This window comes from Paracoccus sulfuroxidans (assembly GCF_007830335.1).
Taxonomy (GTDB): Bacteria; Pseudomonadota; Alphaproteobacteria; order Rhodobacterales; family Rhodobacteraceae; genus Paracoccus; species Paracoccus sulfuroxidans.
This window is the reverse complement of the sequence record NZ_VLKU01000012.1, coordinates 60,601-82,452: the sequence shown is the minus strand read 5'-3', so window position 1 is coordinate 82,452 and position 21,852 is coordinate 60,601. Positions and strand designations below refer to the sequence as shown.

Here is a 21,852-nt window from a genome sequence, read left to right as displayed (position 1 = left end):
GTCTTCTTTTCCTGGCCCTGACAGCGGCGACTGGTTGCTCATCGGGCAGAAACAGCGACGGAATCAACGACCCCTATGAGCCGATGAACCGGCGGGTTCATGCCTTCAACCGGGGTCTTGATGCGAATCTGCTGCGGCCTGTGACGCGCGGCATGTCCGCAGGCGAAAGCAAGGGCGGGCCAAGCGCAGGCGGAAAAGCGGTCGAGCTGGTCGGCAATTTCGGTGGGAACCTGTCGCTGCCGGGCAAGGTGGTGAACCATCTTCTGCAGGGCCGTCCGGTGCCTGCGGTGAAGAACACCTTCCGTTTTCTGGTCAACAGCACGCTGGGCGTCGCGGGCTTCTTCGATCCGGCAGGCGCGGATTTCGCCCTGCCCGAGGAGGACACCGATTTTGGCGAGACGCTGGCCGTCTGGGGCGTCCCCGAGGGCGCCTATCTGGAACTGCCACTGATCGGCCCCTCGACCGAGCGTGATGCCGCAGGGCGCGTCGTTGATCTGTTCACCAATCCGCTGAGCTACCGGCTCAACAGCGATGAGCGGTTGATCGGATTGGGCGCTCGCGTTGTGTCAAAAGCCGGTGAACGGGGCCGGTTCGGGGATTCCGTTGATTCCATTCTGCATGAGAGTGCGGATAGCTATGTGCAGACGCGGCTGATCTATCTGCAGCATCGCCGCCATGAACTGGGCGAAGAAGGAGACGAGATTGACCCTTATGCCGAATGAGACCCGCCGCGGCTTTCTGGCCATGATGGGCGCTGCCGTGCTGGTGGCGACCGCCCCTTCCGCGCAGGCGCTGAACACAGATCAGGCCCGGGCGCTGATCCAGACCTCGCTGGACGAGGTCTATCAGGTCATCAACTCGGGCCAACCGCCCGCGCAGATGTACCGCAATTTCGAGGCGATCTTCGCGCGCTATGCCGATGTGCCGGTCATCGCACGCTCGGCCCTGGGTCCGGCGGCGCGTCAGGCCTCGGCCGCGCAGCTTGCCGCCTATCAACAGGCGTTTCAGGGCTATATCGGGCGCAAATATGGCAAGCGCTTCCGTGAATTCATCGGCTCGCGCATCGAGGTGACGGGCGCGCGTCAGGTCAAATCCTTCTTCGCGGTCACCTCGGTCGCGCATCTGAACGGCCGCAGCCCGATGGAGGTCGAATGGCATGTCTCGGACAAATCGGGGCAAAGCAAGTATTTCAACATCATCATCGAGGGCGTGAACATGCTGGCCTCGGAACGGGCCGAGATCGGCGCGATGCTGGCCCGCCGCAATGGCGACATCGACGCGCTGACGCAGGATCTGACGCAGGCTGGCTGAAGCCTCCCTTGCACCGCGAACGGAAAAGGCCGGTCCCGAGGGACCGGCCTTTTGTCATTCCTGATAGACGCCGCTGATGCCCTGCAGCGCCTGCAGCAGGGGATCGTCGGGCGGAAGCTCGCCCGTATCTGCGGGGGGATCGGCGGGCGTGACCTCGAACGCGCCCTCGCTGGTGACGGTCTGGCCGGGGAATTGCGGCGGCGCGCCATCGACGCCCTGCACACCCGGATCGGGCAGCACGCGCCCACCCGAGGGGGAGGCCTGACCGGGCTGGCCAAGCGCCTCGGACAGTGCGGCGGCCAGCGGATCGGTCTCACCCGAGCTTACGACATTCGGGACGGCGCTGGAGGAATCGAAGTCGAAGGTGCCCAGCGGCTCGACCGGCAGACCCTCGTGGATCTCGGTCATCACGGCCTGCCAGATTTCGGCCGGAAGTCCGCCGCCGGTCACGCCTTTCAGGGGCGTGTTGTCGTCATAACCCATCCAGACGCCGGTCACATATTGGCCGGTGAAGCCGATGAACCAGGCATCGCGATAGCTGGAGGTGGTGCCGGTCTTGCCCGCTGCCGGACGCCCGGCCAGCTTCGCCCGTCCACCCGTGCCGCGGTCGATGACCTGCTGCATCATGCCGATCAGCTCTCCTGCGGCTTTTTGCGAGATCACCCGCTGGCTCATCCCGCCAGCCTGACCGATCAGCGGCTGGTCGTCGCCCTTGATCCGCAACTCGACCAGACCATAGGGGCGCACGGCGGTGCCGCCATTGCGGATGCCCGCATAGGCGCCGGTCATCTCCAGCAGCGTCGATTCCGACACGCCCAGACCCAGCGACGGACCCGAGGCGAGGTTATGGGCAAATCCGAAATCCTGCGCCACGCGGCGCACGGCGTCGCGGCCCACGATCTCTTGCAGTCGGATCGTCGCGGTGTTCAGCGATTGCGAGAGCGCGCGCACCAGCGTCACCTCACCCAGATAGCGGCGGGTGTAGTTCTGCGGCGACCAAGGCCCCGAGCCGCGCACGTTGATCGTCAGCGGCGCGTCCAGCACCATGTCATTCGGGCCGTATCCCATGTCGAGCGCCGCCGCATAGACGAAGGGCTTGAAGCTGGAGCCGGTCTGGCGCTTGGCCTGCGTGGCGCGGTTGAAGGTGCCGCTGACGGTGTTGTCGCGCCCGCCGATCATCGCGCGGACCGCGCCATCGGGTGACATGACGACGACCGCCGCCTGCACTTTCGAGCCATCGGACAGCTTTTCGTCGAACACCCGCTTCAGCGCGCGTTCGGCGGCGCGCTGGATGCGCTGGTCGAAGGTGGTGGTGATGGTCACGTCCTCGGTCGTTTCCGAGGTCAGGAAGCCCGGGCCCGATTCCATGACCCAATCGGCGAAATAGCCACCGGCACGCGCCGCCGCCGCTCGCGACAGCGCCGCCGGATGGGCCTTCGCGTCGGCAAGCTGGGCGTCGTCCAGATAGCCCTGTTCGTTCATCAGCCCCAGAATCACGCTGGCGCGGTCCTGCGCCCGCTGCAGGTTCGAGGTGGGGGCGAAATAGCTGGGCGCCTTCAGCAGGCCCGCCAGCATCGCCGCTTCCGAAGCGGTTACGTCGGCGGCCGATTTGTCGAAATAGCGCTGTGACGCCGCCTCGAAGCCGCGCGCACCTGCGCCCAGATACGAGCGGTTCATGTAGATGTTGAGGATGTCGGCCTTCGAGTATTTCGCCTCCATCGCCATCGCATAGGGGACTTCCTTGATCTTCCGCCAGATCGAGGATTTGCGGCACTCGGCCTCGTATTCGGCTTCGGATTTCCAGCGAATCGGGTCGTAGGTCTCGCCCAGGCACAGCAGTTTCGCGACCTGCTGGGTGATGGTCGAGCCGCCGTTGCCTTCCAGCGGGCCGCGCCCGGCGGCCATGTTGATGCTGACGGCGCTGGCGATGCCGCGCGGGTCGACGCCGATGTGCTGGTAGAAACGCTTGTCCTCGGTCGCGACTACGGCGTCCTTCAGGACCGGGGCGATCTTGTCGGAGCTGACCATGCCGAAGGTCTCGCCGCGCCAGGCATAGACGCGGTTTTCGTTGTCGAGCATCGTGACCGAGCCGCGCGCGCGGCCGTCAAACAGCGCCGACGCCTCGGGCAGGGTCGAATAGAAATACAGCGTTGCCGCACCGACGATCAGCACCAGCGTTGCACCCAGCCGCCAGAACGAGCCCCAGATGATCCGCCAGATCAGCGCCACGAATCCCGCGATTCCGAAGGTCACGAAATTGCCGCGACGCGGCTGGCGCGGTTTGCGCGGCCTCCGCGGGGGCTGCTGATTCTGCTGTTTTTTCGGGGGTTCCTGAAAGTTGCGCTTGTCGGCAACAATACGGCCCCGGCCGGTGGTTTTCTTCATGCCTGCGTTCCTGCCCAGCCGGTTTTTCCGACCTGATGCGGCGGAACATACATGAATGCAGGGCTGTTGAGAACCGCGATGACCTATCAGTGAACTGCCCTGAAAGGCTGCATCGGCGGCATTTCGGTGCCTCATTCTTGTGCAGTTCCGCCCCTGCGTGCGCCAACCGTCGGGTGTTGCTTGTCGCGCGGGCATCAAGGCGCGCCTTCTGATCCCAACAGGAACTGCTGCGACGCAGAAAGAAGGTGCACACAAGATGACGTTACCAACCGCAATCCATCGGAAACTGGCGCTGGCGACCCTGGTCCTGCCCGGACTTGCGCTCTCGGCCCTCGCGCAGGAAACGCCCACCCAGACGGTGCCGCCCATTCTCGACAAGGGGGATGCCGCCTGGATGATGATCTCGGCCATTCTGGTCATGGCCATGACGATCCCGGGGCTGGCGCTGTTTTATGGCGGTCTGGTGCGGGCCAAGAACATGCTCTCGGTCCTGATGCAGGTGCTGACGATCTTTTGCGTCATCGCGCTTTTATGGGTGATCTTCGGCTATTCGCTGGCCTTCACCGGTGCTGGCAGCGCCGAGGATGCGACCTGGCTGACGCCGTTCATTGGCGGGCTGTCGAAATCCTTCCTGGCGGGCGTGACGCCTGCCTCGATCGCCGAGACCTTCACCGCCACTGTCTATGTCCCCGAACTGGTCTTTGTGACCTTCCAGATGGCCTTTGCCTGCATCGCCTCGGCGCTGATCGTCGGTGCCACGGTCGAGCGGATGAAATTCGCGGCCATTCTGGTCTTCGTGGTGATCTGGTTCGTCCTGTCCTATTTGCCGATGGCGCATATGGTCTGGTGGTGGGGCGGGCCGAGCGCCTTCGACGCGCCGGGCGGCTATCTGTTCGGGCATGGAGACCTTGATTTCGCCGGCGGCACCGTCATCCACATCAATGCCGCCGTGGCGGGGCTGGTCGCCGCGATCATCGTCGGCCCCCGGCTGGGCTATGGCAAAGAGCTGATGGCCCCGCACAACCTGCCCTTCACCTTCATCGGCGGCTGCCTTCTGTGGATCGGCTGGTTCGGCTTCAACGCGGGCTCCAACATGGAGGCGACGGGGACCGCCGCGCTGGCGCTGCTCAACACCACCGTTGCGACTGCGGCTGCCGCGCTGGCCTGGGCCTTTGGTGAGTGGGTCTTTCGCGGCCACCCGTCGCTTCTGGGCGGGATCTCGGGAGCGATTGCCGGGCTGGTGGGCATCACTCCGGCGGCGGGCTTTGTCGGCCCGATGGGGGCCATCACCATCGGACTGGTCGCGGGCCTTTTGTGCATGTGGTTCGTCATCAGCCTGAAATCGAAGCTGGGGATCGACGAAAGCCTTGATGTCTTTGGCATTCACGGCATCGGCGGCATTGTCGGCGCGATCCTGACTGGCGTCTTTGCCGCGCCCTCGCTGGGCGGAACCGGGGTCTTTGACTACGCGACCGGAGCCGTCGGGGACTACAGCATCGCCTCTCAGGTGACGACGCAGACCATCGGCGTGCTGGTCGCGGTGATCTGGTCTGCCATCGCTTCGGTCATCGCGCTGACCATCGCCCGCGTCACCGTCGGCCTGCGCGTCGCGGCTGGGGAAGAGCGTCAGGGCCTGGACGTCACCACCCATGGCGAGAACGCCTATAACAGCTGAGCCTTGGTCCCCATCAAGCAAAAAGCCCGGCAATGCCGGGCTTTTTCATGTCTGCGGCGGGGCCTGTCAGGACAGCCGGGCGACCACGAAATCCGCCAGTTCGCTCAGCGTCTGGCGCAGTGGGTGGTCCGGCGTCGCGGCCAAGGCATCCTTCGCGCGGTTCGACCAGGCGACCGCATCCTCACGCGCGGCGTTCAGGGCGTGGCGACGGTTCAGGATCGTCATGGCGGTTGCCAGATCGGCCTCATCCTGCTGGCCCTTGCCGATGGTGCGCTCCCAGAAGGCGCGCTCCTCGGCATCGGCGGCGGCAATCGCCTTGATCACCGGCAGCGTCAGCTTGCGTTCTCGGAAGTCATCGCCGACGTTCTTGCCGATGGTGCTGGTCGAGCCGCCGTAATCCAGCACGTCATCGACGATCTGGAAGGCAATCCCAAGCGCATCGCCATAGTCGAACAGCGCCCGCTGGACCGAAGCGTCGGCGCCCGCGACCACGGCACCCGCCTCGGTCGCGGCGGAAAACAGCGCGGCGGTCTTGCCGCGCACGACCTGCAGATAGATGTCCTCGGTCGTCGCCAGATCCTGCGCGGCGGTCAGCTGCAGCACCTCGCCCTCGGCGATGGTGGCGCTGGCGTCGGACAGGATGTGCATGACGCGCATATTCCCGGTCTCGGCCATCAGCTGGAAGCTGCGGGCAAACAGATAGTCGCCCACCAGCACGCTGGATTTATTGTCCCACAGCAGGTTCGCGGTCGGACGCCCGCGTCGCTGCCGGCTTTCGTCGACAACGTCATCATGCAGAAGTGTCGCCGTATGGATGAACTCGACCGCCGCGGCCAACAGGACATGCCGGTCGTCCGCAGTTCCGCAAAGCCTTGCTGCAGCCAGTGTCAGCATCGGGCGCAGGCGCTTTCCGCCTGCCTCGACCAGATGCGCGGTCACTTCGGGTATGCGTGGTGCGTGGCGGCTTGCCATCCGTTGACGGATCAACGTGTTGACGGCCTCCATATCGGCTGCCAGTGCCGAGGAAAGCTGATCGAGCGGTTTCAAGACGTTTTCGTTCATGCCCATTGCTATCCCCTTTCGCGCCTGCATCTGCCATGCAATGGACAGTTTCGCAACCGCCGCTTAACTATTTACCGGATATGAAAGAGCTTCTGCGCACCACCGACCCGCTTTTGATCCCGCGCGTCGTCGACCTGCTGGCGTCGGAAGGCATCGAAGCCTTCCCGCTGGACGCCCATATGAGCGTGCTGGAAGGCTCGCTGGGTATCCTGCCGCGCCGGTTGATGGTGGCCGACCGCGACCATTTCATGGCCAAGGCCATCCTGCGCGATTTCGGGCTGCATGACTGACGGCACGCGCGTCGACGGCTTTCTGGGCGGGCGGCTGCAAATCCGCCAGCCGGTGGACGGCTACCGCGCGGGGGCTGATGCGGTGATGCTGGCGGCGGCCTGTCCGGCACGTCCGGGGCAGAAGGTGCTGGAACTGGGCTGCGGCGCGGGCGTGGCGCTGATCTGTCTGGGCTGGCGGGTGCGCGAGGCCCGGCTGGCGGGGCTGGAGCTTCAGCCCACCTATGCGGAACTGGCGCGACAAAACGCCGCCGCGAACGGGATCGAGGCGCAGATCCACACTGGCGATCTGGGCGAAATGCCTGCCGATCTGCGCGGCGCAAGCTTTGATCATGTGATCGCCAACCCGCCCTATTTTCTGGGCGGCACCGTCGCCTTGCAATCGGGCAGGGGGATCTCGCGGCATGAGGACACGGTGCTGGGCGCCTGGATCCATGCCGGGCTGCGCCGCCTGAAACCGGGCGGAGAGATCACGCTGATCCAGCGCGCCGACCGGCTGGACGACCTGATCGCAGCGCTGCATGGCCGGGCAGGGGCCATCCGCATCCTGCCGATTGCCGCGCGGCAGGGGCGAGAGGCGGGGCGGGTGATCGTGCTGGCGCGGAAGGGCGCGCGCAGCCCTTTGCGGCTTTGCGCGCCCTTCATCATGCACGCAAAACTGTCACATTCGGTCGATGCCGAGGACCTCTCGCCCGATGCCAGCCGGGTTTTGCGCGACGGCGACGGAATCGCGGGTATTTGACCGTTATTGTCGGTGACAATGTGACGATTCTGTGCTGCAATCATCCAGTTCGATCAATCCACGAGGAGGACGAAATGACGGTAGAATCCCATGTTCTGGAACTTCGCCGCAAGCACCAGACTCTGTCCGACAAAATTGACGCGGCTCATCGTAGTCCGGGCATGGATGACATCACGATTGCGCAGATGAAAAAGGAAAAGATGCGTCTCAAGGAGGAGATTGCGCGTCTCACGCATTGATCTCGCTTCACGTGGAATTCTGAAGATCCAGTTGAAACGGCCCGGGAACTTCCCGGGCCGCAGTATTTTCAAGCCGTATTTTTGACCGGCGAAAGCCGCAGGTTCAGCGTCTTAGACGAAGAACTGGCCGCCGTTGGCGCTGATGGTCGAGCCGGTGATGAAGCCCGCATCATCCGAGGCCAGGAACACCACGCAGCGCGCGATCTCTTCCGGCTCACCCAGGCGGCCGACGGGGATCTGCGGAATGATACGCTCGTTCAGCACTTTTTCGTCGATGGCGCGGACCATTTCGGTGCCGATATAGCCCGGGCAGATCGCGTTCACGGTGATCCCGGCGCGCGCGCCTTCCTGGGCCAGAGCCTTGGTGAAGCCGATGTCGCCCGCCTTGGCCGCCGAATAGTTCGCCTGACCTGCCTGGCCCTTCTGGCCGTTGATCGAGCTGATGTTGACGATGCGGCCGAATTTGCGGTCGCGCATGCCCGACCAGGCCGGATGCGTCATGTTGAAGAGGCCGGTCAGGTTGGTGTCGATGACCTCTTTCCACTGTTCGGCGGTCATCTTGTGGAACATCGCGTCGCGCGTGATGCCCGCGTTGTTGACCAGAACGGCGATGGGGCCCAGCTCTTCCTCGACCTGCTTGATGCCGGCGGCGCAGGCGTCATAGTCGGCCACCGACCACTTGTAGGTCTTGATGCCCGTCTCGGCCGTGAACGCACGTGCGGCGTCGTCATTGCCGGCATAGTTGGCGGCGACCGTGTATCCTGCCTCTTTCAGCGCCTTCGAAATTGCCGCGCCGATTCCGCGTGAGCCGCCGGTCACGAGTGCCACTTTAGCCATTTTAGTCCCCCTAGGTGATTACTTGTGAAATAGTGTTACCGAATAGGAATTGGGCGCGCAACATAATTGCGCGCCCAATTTTGAAATGCTCAGGGACGCTCAAGGCACATGGCAACGCCCATGCCGCCGCCGATGCAAAGCGTCGCAAGGCCCTTCTTGGCGTCGCGGCGGCCCATTTCGAACAGCAGCGTGTTCAGGATACGCGCACCCGAGGCACCGATCGGGTGGCCGATGGCAATGGCGCCGCCGTTCACGTTGACGATCTCGGGGTTCCAGCCCAGGTCGCGGTTGACCGCGATGGCCTGAGCGGCAAAGGCCTCGTTCGCTTCGACCAGATCCAGATCGGCGACCTTCCAACCGGCTTTCTCCAGCGCGCGGCGGCTGGCCGGGATCGGGCCGGTGCCCATGATGGTCGGGTCCACGCCAGCGGTCGCATAGGAGGCGATGCGGGCCAGCGGCGTCAGGCCGCGGCGGGCGGCCTCATCCTCGGACATCACCAGCACGGCGGCGGCGCCGTCGTTCAGACCCGAGGCGTTGCCCGCGGTCACGCTGCCGTCCTTGGTGAAGGCCGGGCGCAGCTTTTCCATGGCTTCCAGCGTCGCGCCGTGACGGATGTATTCGTCGCTGTCGATCACCGCCTCGCCCTTGCGCGATTTGATGGTGACGGGCGTGATCTCATCCTTGAAGCGACCGGCGGACTGGGCGGCCTCGGCCTTGTTCTGCGAGGCGACGGCGAACTGGTCCTGATCTTCGCGCGAGATGCCGAATTTCTGGGCCACGTTCTCGGCCGTCTGGCCCATGTGGTAGTTGTTGAACGCATCCCACAGGCCGTCGCGGATCATCGTGTCGATCATCTGCAGATCACCCATCTTTTGACCCGCGCGGATGTTGGCGGCATGGGCCGACAGCGACATCGATTCCTGACCACCGGCAGCGACGATGGTCGCATCGCCCAGGATCACCTGTTGGGCGGCCAGCGCGACCGAGCGCAGGCCCGAGCCACAGACTTGGTTGATCAGCCAGGCGGCCGAACCTTCGGGCAGGCCCGCCTTGATATGCGCCTGACGGGCCGGGTTCTGGCCCTGAGCGGCGGTCAGCACCTGACCCAGGATGGTTTCGGACACCTCGGACGGATCGATCCCGGCCCGCTCCACCACTGCTTTCAGGGCAATTGCGCCAAGTTCATGCGCCGGAAGATGGGCAAAAGATCCAAGAAAGCTGCCGACGGGCGTACGGGCAGCGGAAACGATCACGGCTTTCGTCATTAGGGGCTCCTTCCCACAAGCGCCAGCCGAAGCCGGCGGATGAGAGTCAGGTTGCCGTTTCGTGACCCGAGGTCAAGTGGCGGCGAGTCGCATAAAGACGAAGGGATCAGCCCTCTTTGGGCCTGCGGGGTGGGGGCTGCCCGGCGCGGTCAAAGCCGGACGGCCGAGCTGCCCGGCGTCTTCCACGGCGGCACGATGGTGGGCGCGCCGAAATAGTACCCCTGCAGGCAATCGATGCCCTTTTCGATCAGAAAAGCCGCATCATCAGCGGTTTCCACGGATTCGGCGACGGTGAACATGTCGAAGTGATGGGCGATGGATTGCAGCGCGCTGGTCAGCACCTGATTGTCGCGCTGATCGGCGATTTCGCGGATGAACTGACCGTCGATCTTGATCATGTCGAAGCAGAAATCGCGCAGATAGCGGAACGAGGTGTAGCCCGCGCCGAAATCGTCCAGTGCAAAGCTGATACCCAGGTCCTGCACGTCATGCATGAACTTGCCCACCAGATCCGGCATGCCCATGGCCGAGCTTTCGGTGATTTCCAGAATCAGCCGCTCAGCGATTCGCGCGTCCTGCGACAGGCCGTCGCGCAGCGTGCGCAGCCAGGCGGGATAGCCGATCGAGCGCGCCGACATGTTGATCGACAGGCGCAGTGACGCTTCTTCCGAGAGCGCGCGCAGCCCCAGCGACAGCGACATGCAGTCGATCTGACGGCCAAGCTCGGTGGTTTCGGCCAGTGGCATGAAGTCGCGCAGCGGAATGATGCGGCCGGTTTCGTCGAAGACGCGGATCAGCCCTTCGTAGAAGGCTGGCAGTTCGGTCCGTTCGGCCTGCACGACCGGCTGAAAGGCCAGCACGGCATCGCCACGCGACACGGCGCGCCGGACCGAGGCCATGGTCACGCGCGATTGCTGATCGATCGCAAAGTCCAGCGGCGATGCGGGTTCATCCGGCGGAGAGTTAAATTCGGTCATGCCCAACCTGTTACTTGTCATGTGATTACGATGGCGACCTTCTCCTAATATCGTGTAAACCGAACGCGATATTTGAGAATGAGGTTAATTGGACATGACCGAACGCTGCACCTGGTGTGGGACCGACCCGCTTTATGTCGACTATCACGACCAGGAGTGGGGCGTGCCGGAATACGATTCGCGGGCGCTGTGGGAAAAGCTTGTCCTTGATGGGTTTCAGGCCGGGCTCAGCTGGATCACGATCCTGCGCAAACGCGACGCTTTCCGCGAGGAATTCGAGAATTTCGACCCCGAGCGCGTCGCGAACTGGGGCGAGGCGCAGATCGAAAGGGCGCTGCAAAACCCCGGCATCATCCGCCATCGCGGCAAGATCGAGGCGACGGTGACCGGCGCCCGCCGTTTTCTGGAAATCGAGGCGGGCGAGGGGTTTTCGCCCTTCATCTGGTCCTTCGTCGGCGGCAAGCCGCTACAGGGACAGCTGCGCTCGATGGCGGATGCGCCGACCAAATCCCCCGAATCCGAGGCGATGGCCAAGGAGCTGAAAAAGCGCGGCTTCAAGTTCTGCGGCCCGGTCATCACCTATGCCTATATGCAGGCCTGCGGGCTGGTGAACGACCATTTCGTCACCTGCCCGCGCCATGCCGAGGTCAGGGCGCTGTCGCCTGCCGGATGACCTCTTTGGCGGCGTCGGATGCCCAGTCGGCCCCGCCGATCAGGCGCGCGATCTCATTGCCCTCACGGTCGATCAGGACCGTGACGGGCATGCCCATCACACCCATCTCACGCGCAAGGCGCTGCTTGGGGTCCAGCAGGATCGGCAGGTTCTGCACATTGATTTCGCCCAGGAATTTCTCGATCGCGGGCAGGCGGTTCATGCCGGTCGCAATCGTCACCACCTCGAAATCATCGCCGCCGAGTTCGGTTTGCAGCGCGTCAAGTGAGGGCATCTCCTCGCGGCAGGGGGCGCACCAGGTGGCCCAGAAATTCAGCAGCACGACCTTGCCCCGCCAGTCGGCAAGGCTGTGTTCCTTGCCCTCGGGATCGGTGAAGGCGGTGTCCGGAACCGGCGTCGGATCGGTCGGCGCCAGCTTCTGCAAACCCGCCGCATGGGCGGCATCCCAGTCGATTTCTCCCGCCAAAGCCGGGTTTGCACCAAGTATCAGTGCCGTATAAAGAACCAGCCAACGCAGCATTTCACCCCCAGGGGACAACAAGACATGACCGATCAGCCCGCCAGCACCGCCAACCAGATGTGGGGTGGACGTTTCGCCGCTGGGCCCGACGCGATCATGGAGGCGATCAACGCCTCGATCGGGTTCGACCAGCGGCTTCATGCCCAGGATATCCAGGGCAGCCGAGCCCATGCGGCGATGTTGGCCGCGCAGGGCATCATCAGCACTAACGATGCGGATGCGATCCGTGAAGGGCTGCTCACGGTCTTGTCAGAGATCGAGGCGGGCGGTTTTCCCTTCTCGACGGCGCTGGAAGACATCCACATGAACGTGGAATCGCGCCTGAAAGAGATCATTGGCGAACCCGCCGGACGCCTGCATACGGCGCGTTCGCGCAACGATCAGGTGGCCACGGACTTCCGCCTGTGGGTGCGCGATCAATGCGATGCCACCATCGACGGGTTGCAGGCGCTGATCCGCGCCGCTTTGTCGCAGGCCGAGCAGGGCGCGGATTGGGTCATGCCGGGCTTCACCCATCTTCAGACCGCGCAGCCGGTGACCTGGGGCCATCACATGATGGCCTATGTCGAGATGTTTGGCCGCGACCTGTCGCGCATGCGCGACGCCCGCAAGCGGATGAACGAATCACCGCTGGGCGCGGCGGCTCTGGCGGGGACGGGCTTTCCCATCGACCGCCATGCGACGGCGCAGGCGCTGGGCTTCGACCGGCCGATGGCCAACAGCCTCGACGCGGTCTCAGATCGCGATTTCGCGCTGGAATTCCTGTCCTCGGCGGCGATCTGTGCGGTGCATCTGTCGCGGCTGGCGGAAGAGCTTGTCATCTGGTCTTCGGCCCAGTTCCGCTTCGTGACCATGTCCGACCGTTTCTCGACCGGCTCGTCGATCATGCCGCAGAAGAAGAACCCCGACGCGGCCGAGCTGATCCGCGCCAAGATCGGGCGGATCCTCGGCGCGGCGGTCGCGCTGTTCGTGGTGATGAAGGGCCTGCCGCTCGCCTATTCCAAGGACATGCAAGAGGACAAGGAACAGGTCTTCGACGCCGCCGACAACCTGATGCTGGCGCTGGCCGCGATGACGGGGATGCTGTCCGATCTGACCGCGAACCGTGACCGGCTGGAGGCGGCGGCGGGCTCGGGCTTCTCGACCGCGACGGATCTGGCCGACTGGCTTGTGCGTGAGGCGGGGCTGCCGTTCCGCGACGCCCATCACGTCACCGGCACACTGGTCGCCATGGCCGAGAAGGACGGGATCGACCTGCCCGAGCTGACGCTGGACCAGATGCAATCGGTGAACCCCGACATCACCGCGGATGTGTTCACCGTGCTGGGCGTGCACAATTCGGTCGCTTCGCGGACCAGCTATGGCGGCACCGCGCCGTCGCAGGTGCGGGCGCAGATCGCGCGTTGGAACGACATCATCGCATCGGAGGAATGGGCATGACCAAGCTTGCATTTGCCGTAATCGCAGCACTGCTGGTGGCGGGTTGCGGCGTGGATGGCGCGCCCATCCGTCCGCAGGCCAAGACCGAGCCCGGCCTCTCCGTCAGCGGCGAGGCGCGGATCGGTGTCGTCACAAGCCTCTGATCTGACGCCTCTGCGGCTGGTCTGGCTGGGGCTTGCCCTGCTGGGCGCCGCATTGGCGCTTTGGGGTGAGCATACGCGGGATCTGTCCGAGGCCGTGGGCCTTCTGGCGCTGGCCATCTGGTGCACGGTCGAGACCATGGTGCGCCGCAACTGGCTGGCCTTCCTGACCCTTCCGGCGCTGGCGCTTGGCATCGGCTGCGCGCTGCCGCTTTACCTTTTCATCCGCTCTCGCAGGATCGCCTGATGGACCACTTCAACTACAAGGACGGCATCCTTCATGCCGAGGACGTGCCGCTGACCCGCATCGCCGAGGCCGTGGGCACCCCGGTCTATGTCTATTCCACCGCGACGCTCACGCGCCATTTCAAGCTGTTCCAGCAGGCGCTGGACTGGACGCAGCATCTGGTCTGTTTTGCCGTCAAGGCGAATTCCAACATCGCGGTTCTGAAGGTGCTGGCCGATCTTGGGGCGGGCATGGATATCGTCTCGGCCGGGGAATATGCGCGGGCGAAGGCGGCGGGCGTGCCGGGCGAGCGCATCGTGTTCTCTGGCGTCGGCAAGACCGGCGACGAGATGCGCATGGTGCTGGAAGGCGGCATCCGGCAGTTCAACGTCGAATCCGAGCCAGAGCTGGAGCTTCTGTCGCAGATCGCCAGTTCGATGGGCGTCGAGGCCCCGATTGCCATTCGGGTGAACCCGGATGTTGATGCCAAGACCCATGAAAAGATCGCGACCGGCAAATCCGAGAACAAATTCGGCATCCCGATTGCGCGGGCGCGCGAGGTCTATGCCCGCGCCGCCCGTCTGCCGGGGATTCAGGTCGTGGGCGTCGACATGCATATCGGCAGCCAGTTGACCGATCTGGACCCGTTCCGTCAAGCCTATGCCAAGATGGCCGATCTGACCCGCGCGCTGCGTGATGATGGGCATGACATCCGCCGTCTCGACATGGGCGGCGGTCTTGGCATCCCCTACCGCCGCGACAACAATGCGCCGCCTTTGCCCATCGAGTTCGGGCAGGTCGTGCGCGAGACCGTGGGTGATCTGGGTTGCGAGATCGAGATCGAGCCCGGGCGCAACATTGCCGGGAACGCGGGCATCCTTCTGTCGAGCGTGATCTATTTGAAAGAGGGCGAGGGGCGGGATTTCCTGATCCTTGATGCGGCGATGAACGATCTCGTGCGGCCTGCGATGTATGGCGCGCATCATGACATCGTGCCCGTCATCGAGCCTTCGGTCGGCGCTGCCGTGTCGGCCTTCGACGTGGTGGGACCGGTCTGCGAGACGGGCGACACTTTCGACAAGGGGGTGCAGCTTTCGGCGCTGGCGCCGGGGGGGCTGGTCGCCTTCCGCTCGGCCGGGGCTTACGGGGCGGTGATGGCGTCCGAGTATAACTCGCGCCCGCTGGTGCCCGAGGTGCTGGTGCAGGGCGATCAATTCGCCGTCATCCGCGCAAGGCCAAGCCTTGAGGAAATGCTGGCGCGCGATAGCATTCCCGAATGGCTCTGACCCTCGCATCATTTCGCCGCTTGCCCAGAACGGGGGTTTCACACCCCCGGACCCCCGTGGGATATTTGGACATGAAAGAAGCGGCGGAAGAGAGGGAGCGGCGCGGATCATGGTGAACCCCCGCAACACCGGGCAGGATCAGGCGGAAGGGCAGGCGCTGTCGGCGCGGGTCGCGCGCGCCATTGGGCTGACCCATGCCGGGATGTGGTGGGAAGAGATCGCCCGGCGCTTCTGGCCGCTTCTGGTCGTGGCGGCGCTGGTGCTGGCGGTCTTTGCCTTCGGCCTGCCGGATGTGCTGTCGCGGACCGGGCTTCTGGCCGTGGCCGGGGCATCGGGCTTTGCGTTGCTGGTGGGCTTGGGACTTGGGCTTTGGCGTTTGCGTCGGCCCACCGCCGAGGCGGCGCGCGACCGTGTGGATGCGGTCCTGCCGGGGCGGCCCTTGTCGGCGCTGCGCGATCAGGTGGCCTTGGGCGGCGAGAATGCCGGGTCTGCGGCCTTGTGGCGCGCGCATCTGGACCGGATGGCCGAGGAGGCCGCCAAGGCGCGGGCGATTGCGCCTGATGCGGGGCTCTCGCATCGCGATCCGCTGGCGCTGCGTCTGGCCGGGATGACGGCGCTGGCCATGGTCATGCTGTTTGCCCCGAGCGGGCAGTTGGGGCAGGGGCTGACGGCTTTGGGGGCGAGTTTTCGCCCGATGCCTGCACCGCCGCCTCTGGTTGATGAAAAGGGGCCCTCATGGGAGGGCTGGGCCGAGCCGCCCGCCTATACGCGCCGTCCGACCATCTATCTGAACGCCTTGCCTGCGGGTGAGGTGCTGACCCTGCCGCAGGGGGCGCGTCTGAGCTTCCGGCTATACGGGCAGGGGGCCGAGATTTCCCAGACCGTCGGCGCGCCTGTGCCGGAGACCGACCCGCTGGCCCCGGCATTCATTGCCGAGCGTGATGGCGTGGTCGAGGTGGCCGGGCGGACGTTTGACATTGTCGTGACGCCCGATGCCCTGCCGGTGGTCGCGGCCGGAAAAGCGGCCGAGCGGCGGGCTGACGGCAAGCTTTCTCAGGATTTCATCGCCTCGGACGACAATGGCATCGCGGCGGGTGAGGCGGTGATTGCGCTGGATCTGGCGGCGATGGACCGCCGCTTCGGCCTTGAGGTCGCGCCCGAGCCGCGTGATCCGGTGCGCATCGATCTGCCGCTGCCTGCGACTGGCCAGCGCAAGGAGGTTCGCGGCAGGCTGAGCGCGGATCTGTCGCGCCACCCCTGGGCCAACCTGCCGGTGGTGCTGACGCTGAATGTGCAGGACGGAATCGACCAGAAGGGTGCCTCGGCCCCGCTGAAGATGATCCTGCCGGGGCGGCGGTTCTTTGACCCGCGCGCCGCCGCGCTGATCGAGATGCGCCGCGATCTGCTGTGGTCGCGCGAGAATGCCGGGCGCAACGCCATGGTTCTGCGCGCCGTCAGCTGGCAGCCCGATGGCACCTTCGATGAGGCGATGACCGGCAAGCTGCAGGGCGCGATCCGCGCGCTTGAGGGCGGTCCGCTGGCCGACAAGGCGCGCGACGACATGGCCGAGATGCTGTGGGAAGCCGCGATTGCCCTTGAAGATGGCGGGCTGGCCGATGCGCTGGAGCGGATGCAGCAGGCGCAGGAGCGGCTGAGCGAGGCGATCCGCAATGGCGCCAGCCCCGATGAGGTCCAGCAGCTGATGGATGAGCTGCGCAAGGCCACCGACGCTTATACCGACATGCTGGCCGAGCAGGGCAAGGACCCGTCCGAGCGCTTCGATCGCTCGGGTCAGAAGGGCCAGCAGGTCACCGGCGACCAGATCCAGCAGATGATGGATGAGATCCAGCGCCTGATGAACGAGGGGCGCATGGCCGAGGCGCAGGCGCTTCTGGAGCAGTTCAACCAGATGATGCAGAACCTGCGGGTCAATGATTCGCCGGATGCGAACGGGGCCGGGCGCGGGCGTCCCTCGCAACGGCTGGCCGAGACCCTGCGCGAACAGCAGCGGCTGTCGGATGACGCGATGCGCCAGATGCAGGACCAGTACGGCCAATGGCAACAGCAGGATCCGCAGCAAGGGCAAGAGCTGGCCGACCGCCAGCGCCAGCTGCGCGAGGATCTGGGGCGACAGCGCGGCCTTCTGCCCGGGCGCGGCAGCGAGCAGGGTGATGAGGCGCGGCGCAATCTCGATGAAGCCGGGCGCGCCATGGAAGAGGCCGAACAGGCGCTGCGCGACGGTGACACGGCGGGTGCGATGGAACGGCAGGCGCAGGCCATTCAGGACATGCGCGACGGCATGCGCGCCCTGGGCGACATGATGGCGAACAACGACGCGCCGGAAGGGCAGGAGGGCCGCTCGCAAGAGGGCAATCAGGAATCCGGCCCCGACGGCCCGGCCAGCGATCCGCGCGGCCAGCGCGGGCTGGCGCAGCCCTATGATCGCAAGCCGGACACCGATCCGCTGGGACGCTCGACCACCGGCAATGGTGGGCAGGTCACCACCGGCGATCCTTTGGCGGACGGGGCCGATCCCTCACGCCGCGCGCGCGATCTTCAGGATGAGATCCGCCGCCGCAGCGGCGAGCGGGAACGGCCGCGCGATGAGCGTGACTATCTGGGCAGGCTGCTCGACCGCTTCTGAGGGGCCGGGCCGCCTATTCGGCGGGCTGGCCCGGCGTGGCATCCTCGGGCGCGAAGATCGAGGTCACGCTTTCATCCAGCCAGATCCGTCCCCGGTCGACCTCTTGCCGCCAGGTCATCAGCAACCCGTCCTCGGGCGAGAGGCGCGGCGCCAGCGCGTAAAGCGCAAGGGCCGCACAGCCCAGCATCACCGCAAGACCGAAGCCAGAGGCGAAACCGCTTGAAGCGGCTGGTGGCGGGGCCTGTGTCGGCGCGTCGGGATCGGCTGGCACGACCGAGGTCGGCAGGGCCGCTGCAGGCACGTTGATGCCCGAGGTCAGGGTCGAGGACGGGTGCTGGCCCGTCGTCTCGGGGCCGGTCAGCGTGGCCGCCAAGGCCTCGGCATCGGGAAGCGTTGCCGGCGAGGGGTCGTTTTGCGCCTCGTCCTGATCATGCGCCGCCTGTTCGCGCGAACGGCGGGGCGGAGGCGGCGGAAACTCGAAATCATCGGCGTCGAAATGCGCGATGGAGCCGTGACGCGCGCTTGGGTGGTCATGCGCGCCTTGCCCGGCGGAGATTTCCGTCTCGATATCGTCGCGTGACGCGGGCGAGGGGACGGGGGTCGCGTCAGCCGCAGGCGGCGCGGTGATGGTAGCGGCGGGCCATTCGGTGCCGATGTCGCCCAAGGGGCTGGCCGGATCGCTGGCCACGGCTGCGGCTTCAAGCGGAAGCGGATCGGCAGAGGGCGCCGGATCGGCCACCAGATCGGTCTCTGCGGCAGGCGAAGGGGCGCCTGTCGCAGAATTGTGATCAGTCGGGGTGGCCCCGCCCTGCTGCTCGGCTTTGCGGGCCTCAAGCTCTCGGGCGGCCTCTTCGCGCAGGACCGACAGGATCGATTCGTTCAGCGGCCGGTTCAGCTGCGGGCGCATCTCTGGGTTGAATTCGGCGCTTTGCGCCAACCCCGGTTGACGCCAGACGTGATTGCAGGCCCAGCACTCGACCTCGCGCCCCTGCTGCGGGATAAGGCTCTCCGCGATTTCATATTCGGCGCCGCAGCGCGGACAAGTCAGACGCATATGTCCACTTTCTTGTTCGTTCTTCTGCATGAACGACGGCCCTGCGTCTCGCATTCGTCGCCGGACTGTTTTATCAGGACAGAAAGGGCGCGCCAAGAAGGCCGGGCAGTGATGGAGACCCCAGTGATCGAAATGCAGAACCTGTCGTTCGGTTATGGCGGGGGAACTCCGCTGCTTTCCGACATGTCCATCAGCCTGCCGCCCGGTTCGTTCCATTTCCTGACCGGACCGTCTGGCGCGGGCAAGACGACGTTTCTGCGGCTGTGCTATGCGGATCTGTTGCCGACTGCGGGGCGGATGACGGCCTTCGGGCAGGATGTGACGGAACTGTCGCGCGATGGCATCGCCGGTCTGCGCCGCCGCGTGGGCGTGGTGCATCAGGACCCGCAATTTCTGGATCACCTGCCGCTGGCCGAGAATATCGCGCTGCCGCTGATCGTCTCGGGACAGCCGATCGAGAAACCGGCGATCAAGGATCTGCTGGCCTGGGTGCAGCTTTCGGGCCATGCCCGCGCCCTGCCGCCCGAGCTTTCGGGGGGTGAGCGGCAACGGGCCGCGCTGGCCCGTGCGGTCATCATGTCGCCCGATCTGGTGCTGGCGGATGAGCCAACGGGCAACCTTGACTGGGAGATGTCGATGCGGCTTTTGCAGCTGCTGATCGAGCTTAACCACTCGGGCAAGGCCGTGCTGATCGCGACGCATGACCTGAACCTGATCCGTGCCGCCAAGGCGCAGGTGCAGGCGCGGGTGCTGCGCATCGCTGGCAAGAAACTTCAGCTGGCGGGGGCCGACCTGTGAAACGACCGGATCTGAAATCGCTTGATTTTGCAGCGTTGTGGCGGGGGCTGACGCAGCCCGACCCCAGCGGTTCGGACCGCATCGTGCCGCCCACCGGCTTTACCGCGCAGCTGACGCTGTTTTCGGCGGCGGCGATGGCGTTTCTGGCGGTCTTTGCGCTGGCGCTGGCGCTGGCCACCGGACGCCTAGCCGACCGCTGGTCCGATGAGCTGGCGCAATCGGTCACCATCCGCGTCTCGGCCCCGGCCGACCAGATCGACGATCAGGTCGCGACCGTGATGGAAGTGCTGAAATCCACCCCCGGCATCACTGATGCGCGCCCGCTGCCCGCCGATGAGGTCGAGAAGCTGCTGGAGCCCTGGTTCGGCCCGGATGTCCCGGTCGAGGCGCTGCCCGTGCCCCGGCTGATTGAACTGTCGGGCCTGACCCGCGAATTTGACGCCAATGCGCTGAGCCTGCGTCTTGAGGGCGAGGCCTCGGGCGCGGTGCTGGACGATCACACCCGCTGGCGTCAGCCTCTGGTCAGTGCGGCCAGCCGGTTGCGGACGCTGGGGCTGTTCTCGCTTCTGCTGATCGCGGCGGCCTCGGGGGCGATGATCACGCTGGCGGCGAAGGCCGCGCTGGCGGCGAACGGTCAGGTCATCAAGGTGCTGCGGCTGATCGGCGCGCGCGACATCACCATCGCGACCGCCTTTGTGCGCCGCTTTACCCGGCGCGCGGCCATGGGCGCAGCGGCGGGAACGCTGGTGGGCATTCTGGCCATTCTGGCCCTGCCGGGCGTCGACGATGCGGGCGGCTTTCTGACCGGGCTGGGCTTTCAGGGCTGGGGCTGGATCCTGCCCCTGCTGATCCCGGTGGTGGCGGCTGGTATCGGCTTTGTCGCCACGCGTTGGGCGGCGCTGAAGATGCTGCGCGAGGTGCGCTGATGAACCGCTATCACCCCCGGCCGCCTTCACTTCTGGATTGGCCGAGGGCGGTGGCCTATTATATCTATGTCGCGCTCGCGACGGTCGTTCTGGGGCTGTGGGGGCTGCCGCAGGTGCTGGTGAAACCGGCCCGCGCGCATCGCGTCGCGACGCTGTGGATCGGGCAGATGATGGGCGCGGCGCGGGTCATTCTGGGCGTCCGGATCGAGGTGCGGGGCACGCCCCCCACCGAAGATTGCCTGATCGCTGCCAAGCACCAAAGCTTTCTGGACATCCTTGCCATCTCTCAGGCGGTGCCGCAGCGCGCCTTCGTCATGAAGCGCGAGATCATGCGCGTGCCGATCATGGGCTGGTTCGCCAAACAGGTGGGCAGCATCCCGATTGACCGGACGCGCGGCAGCGACGCCATGAAGCAGATCGCCGATGAGGTCGAGATCGCCCGCGCCCGGCCCGAAGGGTTGGGCCAGCTGATCTTCTACCCTGAGGGCACGCGCACGCGGCCCGGTGAAAAGCGCCGCTACAAGGCGGGCGTGGCCTCGATTCAAGCGGCGACGGGGCTGACGATCTATCCGGTCGCGGTGAACTGCGGCATGTTCTGGTCCAAGCGCGGCATCCCGATCCGGGGCGGCGTCTCGGTGCTGGATTTCCTGACCCCGATCCCGGCCACGGGCCGCCCGGTTGAGGAGGTGATGGCCGAGCTTGAAGCCCGGGTCGAGGCCGCCAGCGATGCGCTGATCGCGGAAGCCGGGGGGCTGAAATGAACTGGCTGAAGCCCGAGGATCTGGGGCAGATCTACGGGGCGCCCGGCCCGACCTCGCTGCGCAAGGTCACCAATCAGATCACGGCGGAATATGCGCGGATGATCGAGGCCTCGCGCTTTTGCGTGCTGGCGACCTTCGGGCCGCGCGGCGTGGATGCGAGCCCGCGGGGCGATGATGGCGCGGTCGCGCGCATTCTGGACCCGCGCCGGATTGCGCTGCCCGACTGGCACGGCAACAACCGCATCGACTCGTTGAAGAATATCGTGGCTGACGGCAATGCCAGCCTGATGTTCATGATCCGAGGATCGGACAATGTGCTGCGCGTGCGCGGTCATGCGCGGCTGACCGATGACGCAGGCCTGAAGGCCTCGTTCGCGCGGGACGGAAAAGAACCGCGCACGGTCATTGTCCTTGCGGTCGACGAGGTCTATTTCCAATGTGCGCGGGCGATCATGCGCTCTGGCCTTTGGGCGGGCGGCGATGACTCGGCCGACCTTCCGACACCGGGCCAGATCCTTGCGGCGATCACCGATGGTGAGGTTGGCGGCCGCGACTATGACGATTCCTGGCCTCAGCGGGCGGCAAGCACCCTCTGGTAGGCCCA

General features: G+C 65.6%; 23 protein-coding genes. 16 read left to right on the top strand and 7 right to left on the bottom strand.

The window, feature by feature from the left end:
• The first annotated feature begins 83 nt into the window (after window positions 1-83).
• The gene (locus tag IQ24_RS16985; RefSeq protein ID WP_242008287.1) at window positions 84-722 is read left to right on the top strand and encodes an MlaA family lipoprotein; all 639 of its coding nucleotides are present in this window, start codon (window positions 84-86) and stop codon (window positions 720-722) included.
• Window positions 712-1,311, top strand: a complete 600-nt coding sequence (locus IQ24_RS16980) for an MlaC/ttg2D family ABC transporter substrate-binding protein (protein ID WP_145399511.1) — start codon at window positions 712-714, stop codon at window positions 1,309-1,311. The genes IQ24_RS16985 and IQ24_RS16980 overlap by 11 nt, the downstream gene beginning before the upstream one ends.
• A gap of 54 nt (window positions 1,312-1,365) precedes the next feature.
• Here the strand turns inward: IQ24_RS16980 and IQ24_RS16975 are convergent, their stop codons facing one another.
• The gene (locus IQ24_RS16975) at window positions 1,366-3,696 is read right to left on the bottom strand and encodes a transglycosylase domain-containing protein (RefSeq protein WP_145399481.1); all 2,331 of its coding nucleotides are present in this window, start codon (window positions 3,694-3,696) and stop codon (window positions 1,366-1,368) included.
• Window positions 3,697-3,952: 256 nt separating this feature from the next.
• Here IQ24_RS16975 and IQ24_RS16970 point away from each other — a divergent pair, with 256 nt between their 5' ends.
• A complete protein-coding gene (locus IQ24_RS16970) occupies window positions 3,953-5,371 on the top strand; it encodes an ammonium transporter (protein WP_145399480.1) in 1,419 nt (472 codons plus the stop codon).
• Between the two features lie 66 nt (window positions 5,372-5,437).
• Here the strand turns inward: IQ24_RS16970 and IQ24_RS16965 are convergent, their stop codons facing one another.
• Complete coding sequence (locus IQ24_RS16965; RefSeq protein WP_145399479.1) at window positions 5,438-6,439, bottom strand: polyprenyl synthetase family protein; 1,002 nt, start codon at window positions 6,437-6,439, stop codon at window positions 5,438-5,440.
• Between the two features lie 74 nt (window positions 6,440-6,513).
• Here IQ24_RS16965 and IQ24_RS16960 point away from each other — a divergent pair, with 74 nt between their 5' ends.
• From IQ24_RS16960 to IQ24_RS16950, 3 genes are all read left to right on the top strand, one after another.
• Window positions 6,514-6,723, top strand: coding sequence for a putative signal transducing protein (locus tag IQ24_RS16960; RefSeq protein WP_145399478.1), 210 nt, complete (start codon window positions 6,514-6,516; stop codon window positions 6,721-6,723).
• Entirely contained in the window at window positions 6,716-7,462 is a 747-nt protein-coding gene (locus tag IQ24_RS16955; RefSeq protein ID WP_145399477.1) for a tRNA1(Val) (adenine(37)-N6)-methyltransferase, read from the top strand. The genes IQ24_RS16960 and IQ24_RS16955 overlap by 8 nt, the downstream gene beginning before the upstream one ends.
• Window positions 7,463-7,536: 74 nt before the next feature.
• Window positions 7,537-7,701 carry a YdcH family protein gene (locus IQ24_RS16950; RefSeq protein WP_145399476.1) on the top strand — a complete coding sequence of 55 codons (165 nt, stop codon included), beginning with the start codon at window positions 7,537-7,539 and terminating at the stop codon, window positions 7,699-7,701.
• A gap of 111 nt (window positions 7,702-7,812) precedes the next feature.
• On the opposite strand, the gene phbB is transcribed toward IQ24_RS16950, so the two are convergent.
• From phbB to IQ24_RS16935, 3 genes are all read right to left on the bottom strand, one after another.
• A complete protein-coding gene (gene phbB, locus IQ24_RS16945) occupies window positions 7,813-8,538 on the bottom strand; it encodes an acetoacetyl-CoA reductase (protein ID WP_145399475.1) in 726 nt (241 codons plus the stop codon).
• 89 nt (window positions 8,539-8,627) lie between these two features.
• Window positions 8,628-9,803 carry an acetyl-CoA C-acetyltransferase gene (locus tag IQ24_RS16940; protein WP_145399474.1) on the bottom strand — a complete coding sequence of 392 codons (1,176 nt, stop codon included), beginning with the start codon at window positions 9,801-9,803 and terminating at the stop codon, window positions 8,628-8,630.
• A 149-nt stretch (window positions 9,804-9,952) separates the two neighbouring features.
• On the bottom strand, window positions 9,953-10,780 hold the full coding sequence (locus tag IQ24_RS16935) for an EAL domain-containing protein (protein ID WP_145399473.1): 828 nt from the start codon (window positions 10,778-10,780) through the stop codon (window positions 9,953-9,955).
• Between the two features lie 94 nt (window positions 10,781-10,874).
• On the opposite strand from IQ24_RS16935, the gene IQ24_RS16930 reads away from it, so the two are divergent.
• On the top strand, window positions 10,875-11,453 hold the full coding sequence (locus IQ24_RS16930) for a DNA-3-methyladenine glycosylase I (protein ID WP_145399472.1): 579 nt from the start codon (window positions 10,875-10,877) through the stop codon (window positions 11,451-11,453).
• Here IQ24_RS16930 and IQ24_RS16925 read toward each other — a convergent pair.
• Window positions 11,428-11,973: a TlpA family protein disulfide reductase gene (locus tag IQ24_RS16925; protein ID WP_145399471.1), complete on the bottom strand. Its 546-nt coding sequence runs from the start codon at window positions 11,971-11,973 to the stop codon at window positions 11,428-11,430. The two genes, IQ24_RS16930 and IQ24_RS16925, sit on opposite strands and share 26 nt — an antisense overlap.
• 24 nt (window positions 11,974-11,997) lie before the next feature.
• Here IQ24_RS16925 and argH point away from each other — a divergent pair, with 24 nt between their 5' ends.
• The 5 genes from argH to IQ24_RS16905 all read left to right on the top strand — a co-directional run bounded on the left by argH (window position 11,998) and on the right by IQ24_RS16905 (window position 17,709).
• Complete coding sequence (argH, locus tag IQ24_RS16920; RefSeq protein ID WP_145399470.1) at window positions 11,998-13,413, top strand: argininosuccinate lyase; 1,416 nt, start codon at window positions 11,998-12,000, stop codon at window positions 13,411-13,413.
• Entirely contained in the window at window positions 13,410-13,556 is a 147-nt protein-coding gene (locus IQ24_RS20300) for a hypothetical protein (RefSeq protein ID WP_199756628.1), read from the top strand. The genes argH and IQ24_RS20300 overlap by 4 nt, the downstream gene beginning before the upstream one ends.
• Window positions 13,537-13,800 carry a DUF2834 domain-containing protein gene (locus IQ24_RS16915; RefSeq protein WP_145399469.1) on the top strand — a complete coding sequence of 88 codons (264 nt, stop codon included), beginning with the start codon at window positions 13,537-13,539 and terminating at the stop codon, window positions 13,798-13,800. The genes IQ24_RS20300 and IQ24_RS16915 overlap by 20 nt, the downstream gene beginning before the upstream one ends.
• Window positions 13,800-15,065, top strand: a complete 1,266-nt coding sequence (lysA, locus tag IQ24_RS16910; protein ID WP_145399468.1) for a diaminopimelate decarboxylase — start codon at window positions 13,800-13,802, stop codon at window positions 15,063-15,065. Before IQ24_RS16915 ends, lysA begins: the two co-directional genes overlap by 1 nt.
• Window positions 15,066-15,174: 109 nt before the next feature.
• Window positions 15,175-17,709, top strand: a complete 2,535-nt coding sequence (locus IQ24_RS16905) for a DUF4175 domain-containing protein (protein WP_242008285.1) — start codon at window positions 15,175-15,177, stop codon at window positions 17,707-17,709.
• 13 nt (window positions 17,710-17,722) lie between these two features.
• Here the strand turns inward: IQ24_RS16905 and IQ24_RS20295 are convergent, their stop codons facing one another.
• The gene (locus IQ24_RS20295; RefSeq protein WP_242008283.1) at window positions 17,723-18,763 is read right to left on the bottom strand and encodes a zinc-ribbon domain-containing protein; all 1,041 of its coding nucleotides are present in this window, start codon (window positions 18,761-18,763) and stop codon (window positions 17,723-17,725) included.
• A gap of 123 nt (window positions 18,764-18,886) precedes the next feature.
• Here IQ24_RS20295 and IQ24_RS16895 point away from each other — a divergent pair, with 123 nt between their 5' ends.
• The 4 genes from IQ24_RS16895 to IQ24_RS16880 are packed head-to-tail and all read left to right on the top strand — an operon-like array spanning window position 18,887 to window position 21,847.
• Window positions 18,887-19,561 (top strand): cell division ATP-binding protein FtsE, encoded by a 675-nt coding sequence (locus tag IQ24_RS16895; protein ID WP_145399509.1) that lies wholly within the window; start codon window positions 18,887-18,889, stop codon window positions 19,559-19,561.
• Entirely contained in the window at window positions 19,558-20,487 is a 930-nt protein-coding gene (locus IQ24_RS16890) for a cell division protein FtsX (protein WP_145399467.1), read from the top strand. The genes IQ24_RS16895 and IQ24_RS16890 overlap by 4 nt, the downstream gene beginning before the upstream one ends.
• Complete coding sequence (locus IQ24_RS16885; protein ID WP_145399466.1) at window positions 20,487-21,248, top strand: lysophospholipid acyltransferase family protein; 762 nt, start codon at window positions 20,487-20,489, stop codon at window positions 21,246-21,248. The genes IQ24_RS16890 and IQ24_RS16885 overlap by 1 nt, the downstream gene beginning before the upstream one ends.
• Window positions 21,245-21,847 carry a pyridoxamine 5'-phosphate oxidase family protein gene (locus IQ24_RS16880; protein WP_145399465.1) on the top strand — a complete coding sequence of 201 codons (603 nt, stop codon included), beginning with the start codon at window positions 21,245-21,247 and terminating at the stop codon, window positions 21,845-21,847. The genes IQ24_RS16885 and IQ24_RS16880 overlap by 4 nt, the downstream gene beginning before the upstream one ends.
• Window positions 21,848-21,852: the final 5 nt, after the last annotated feature.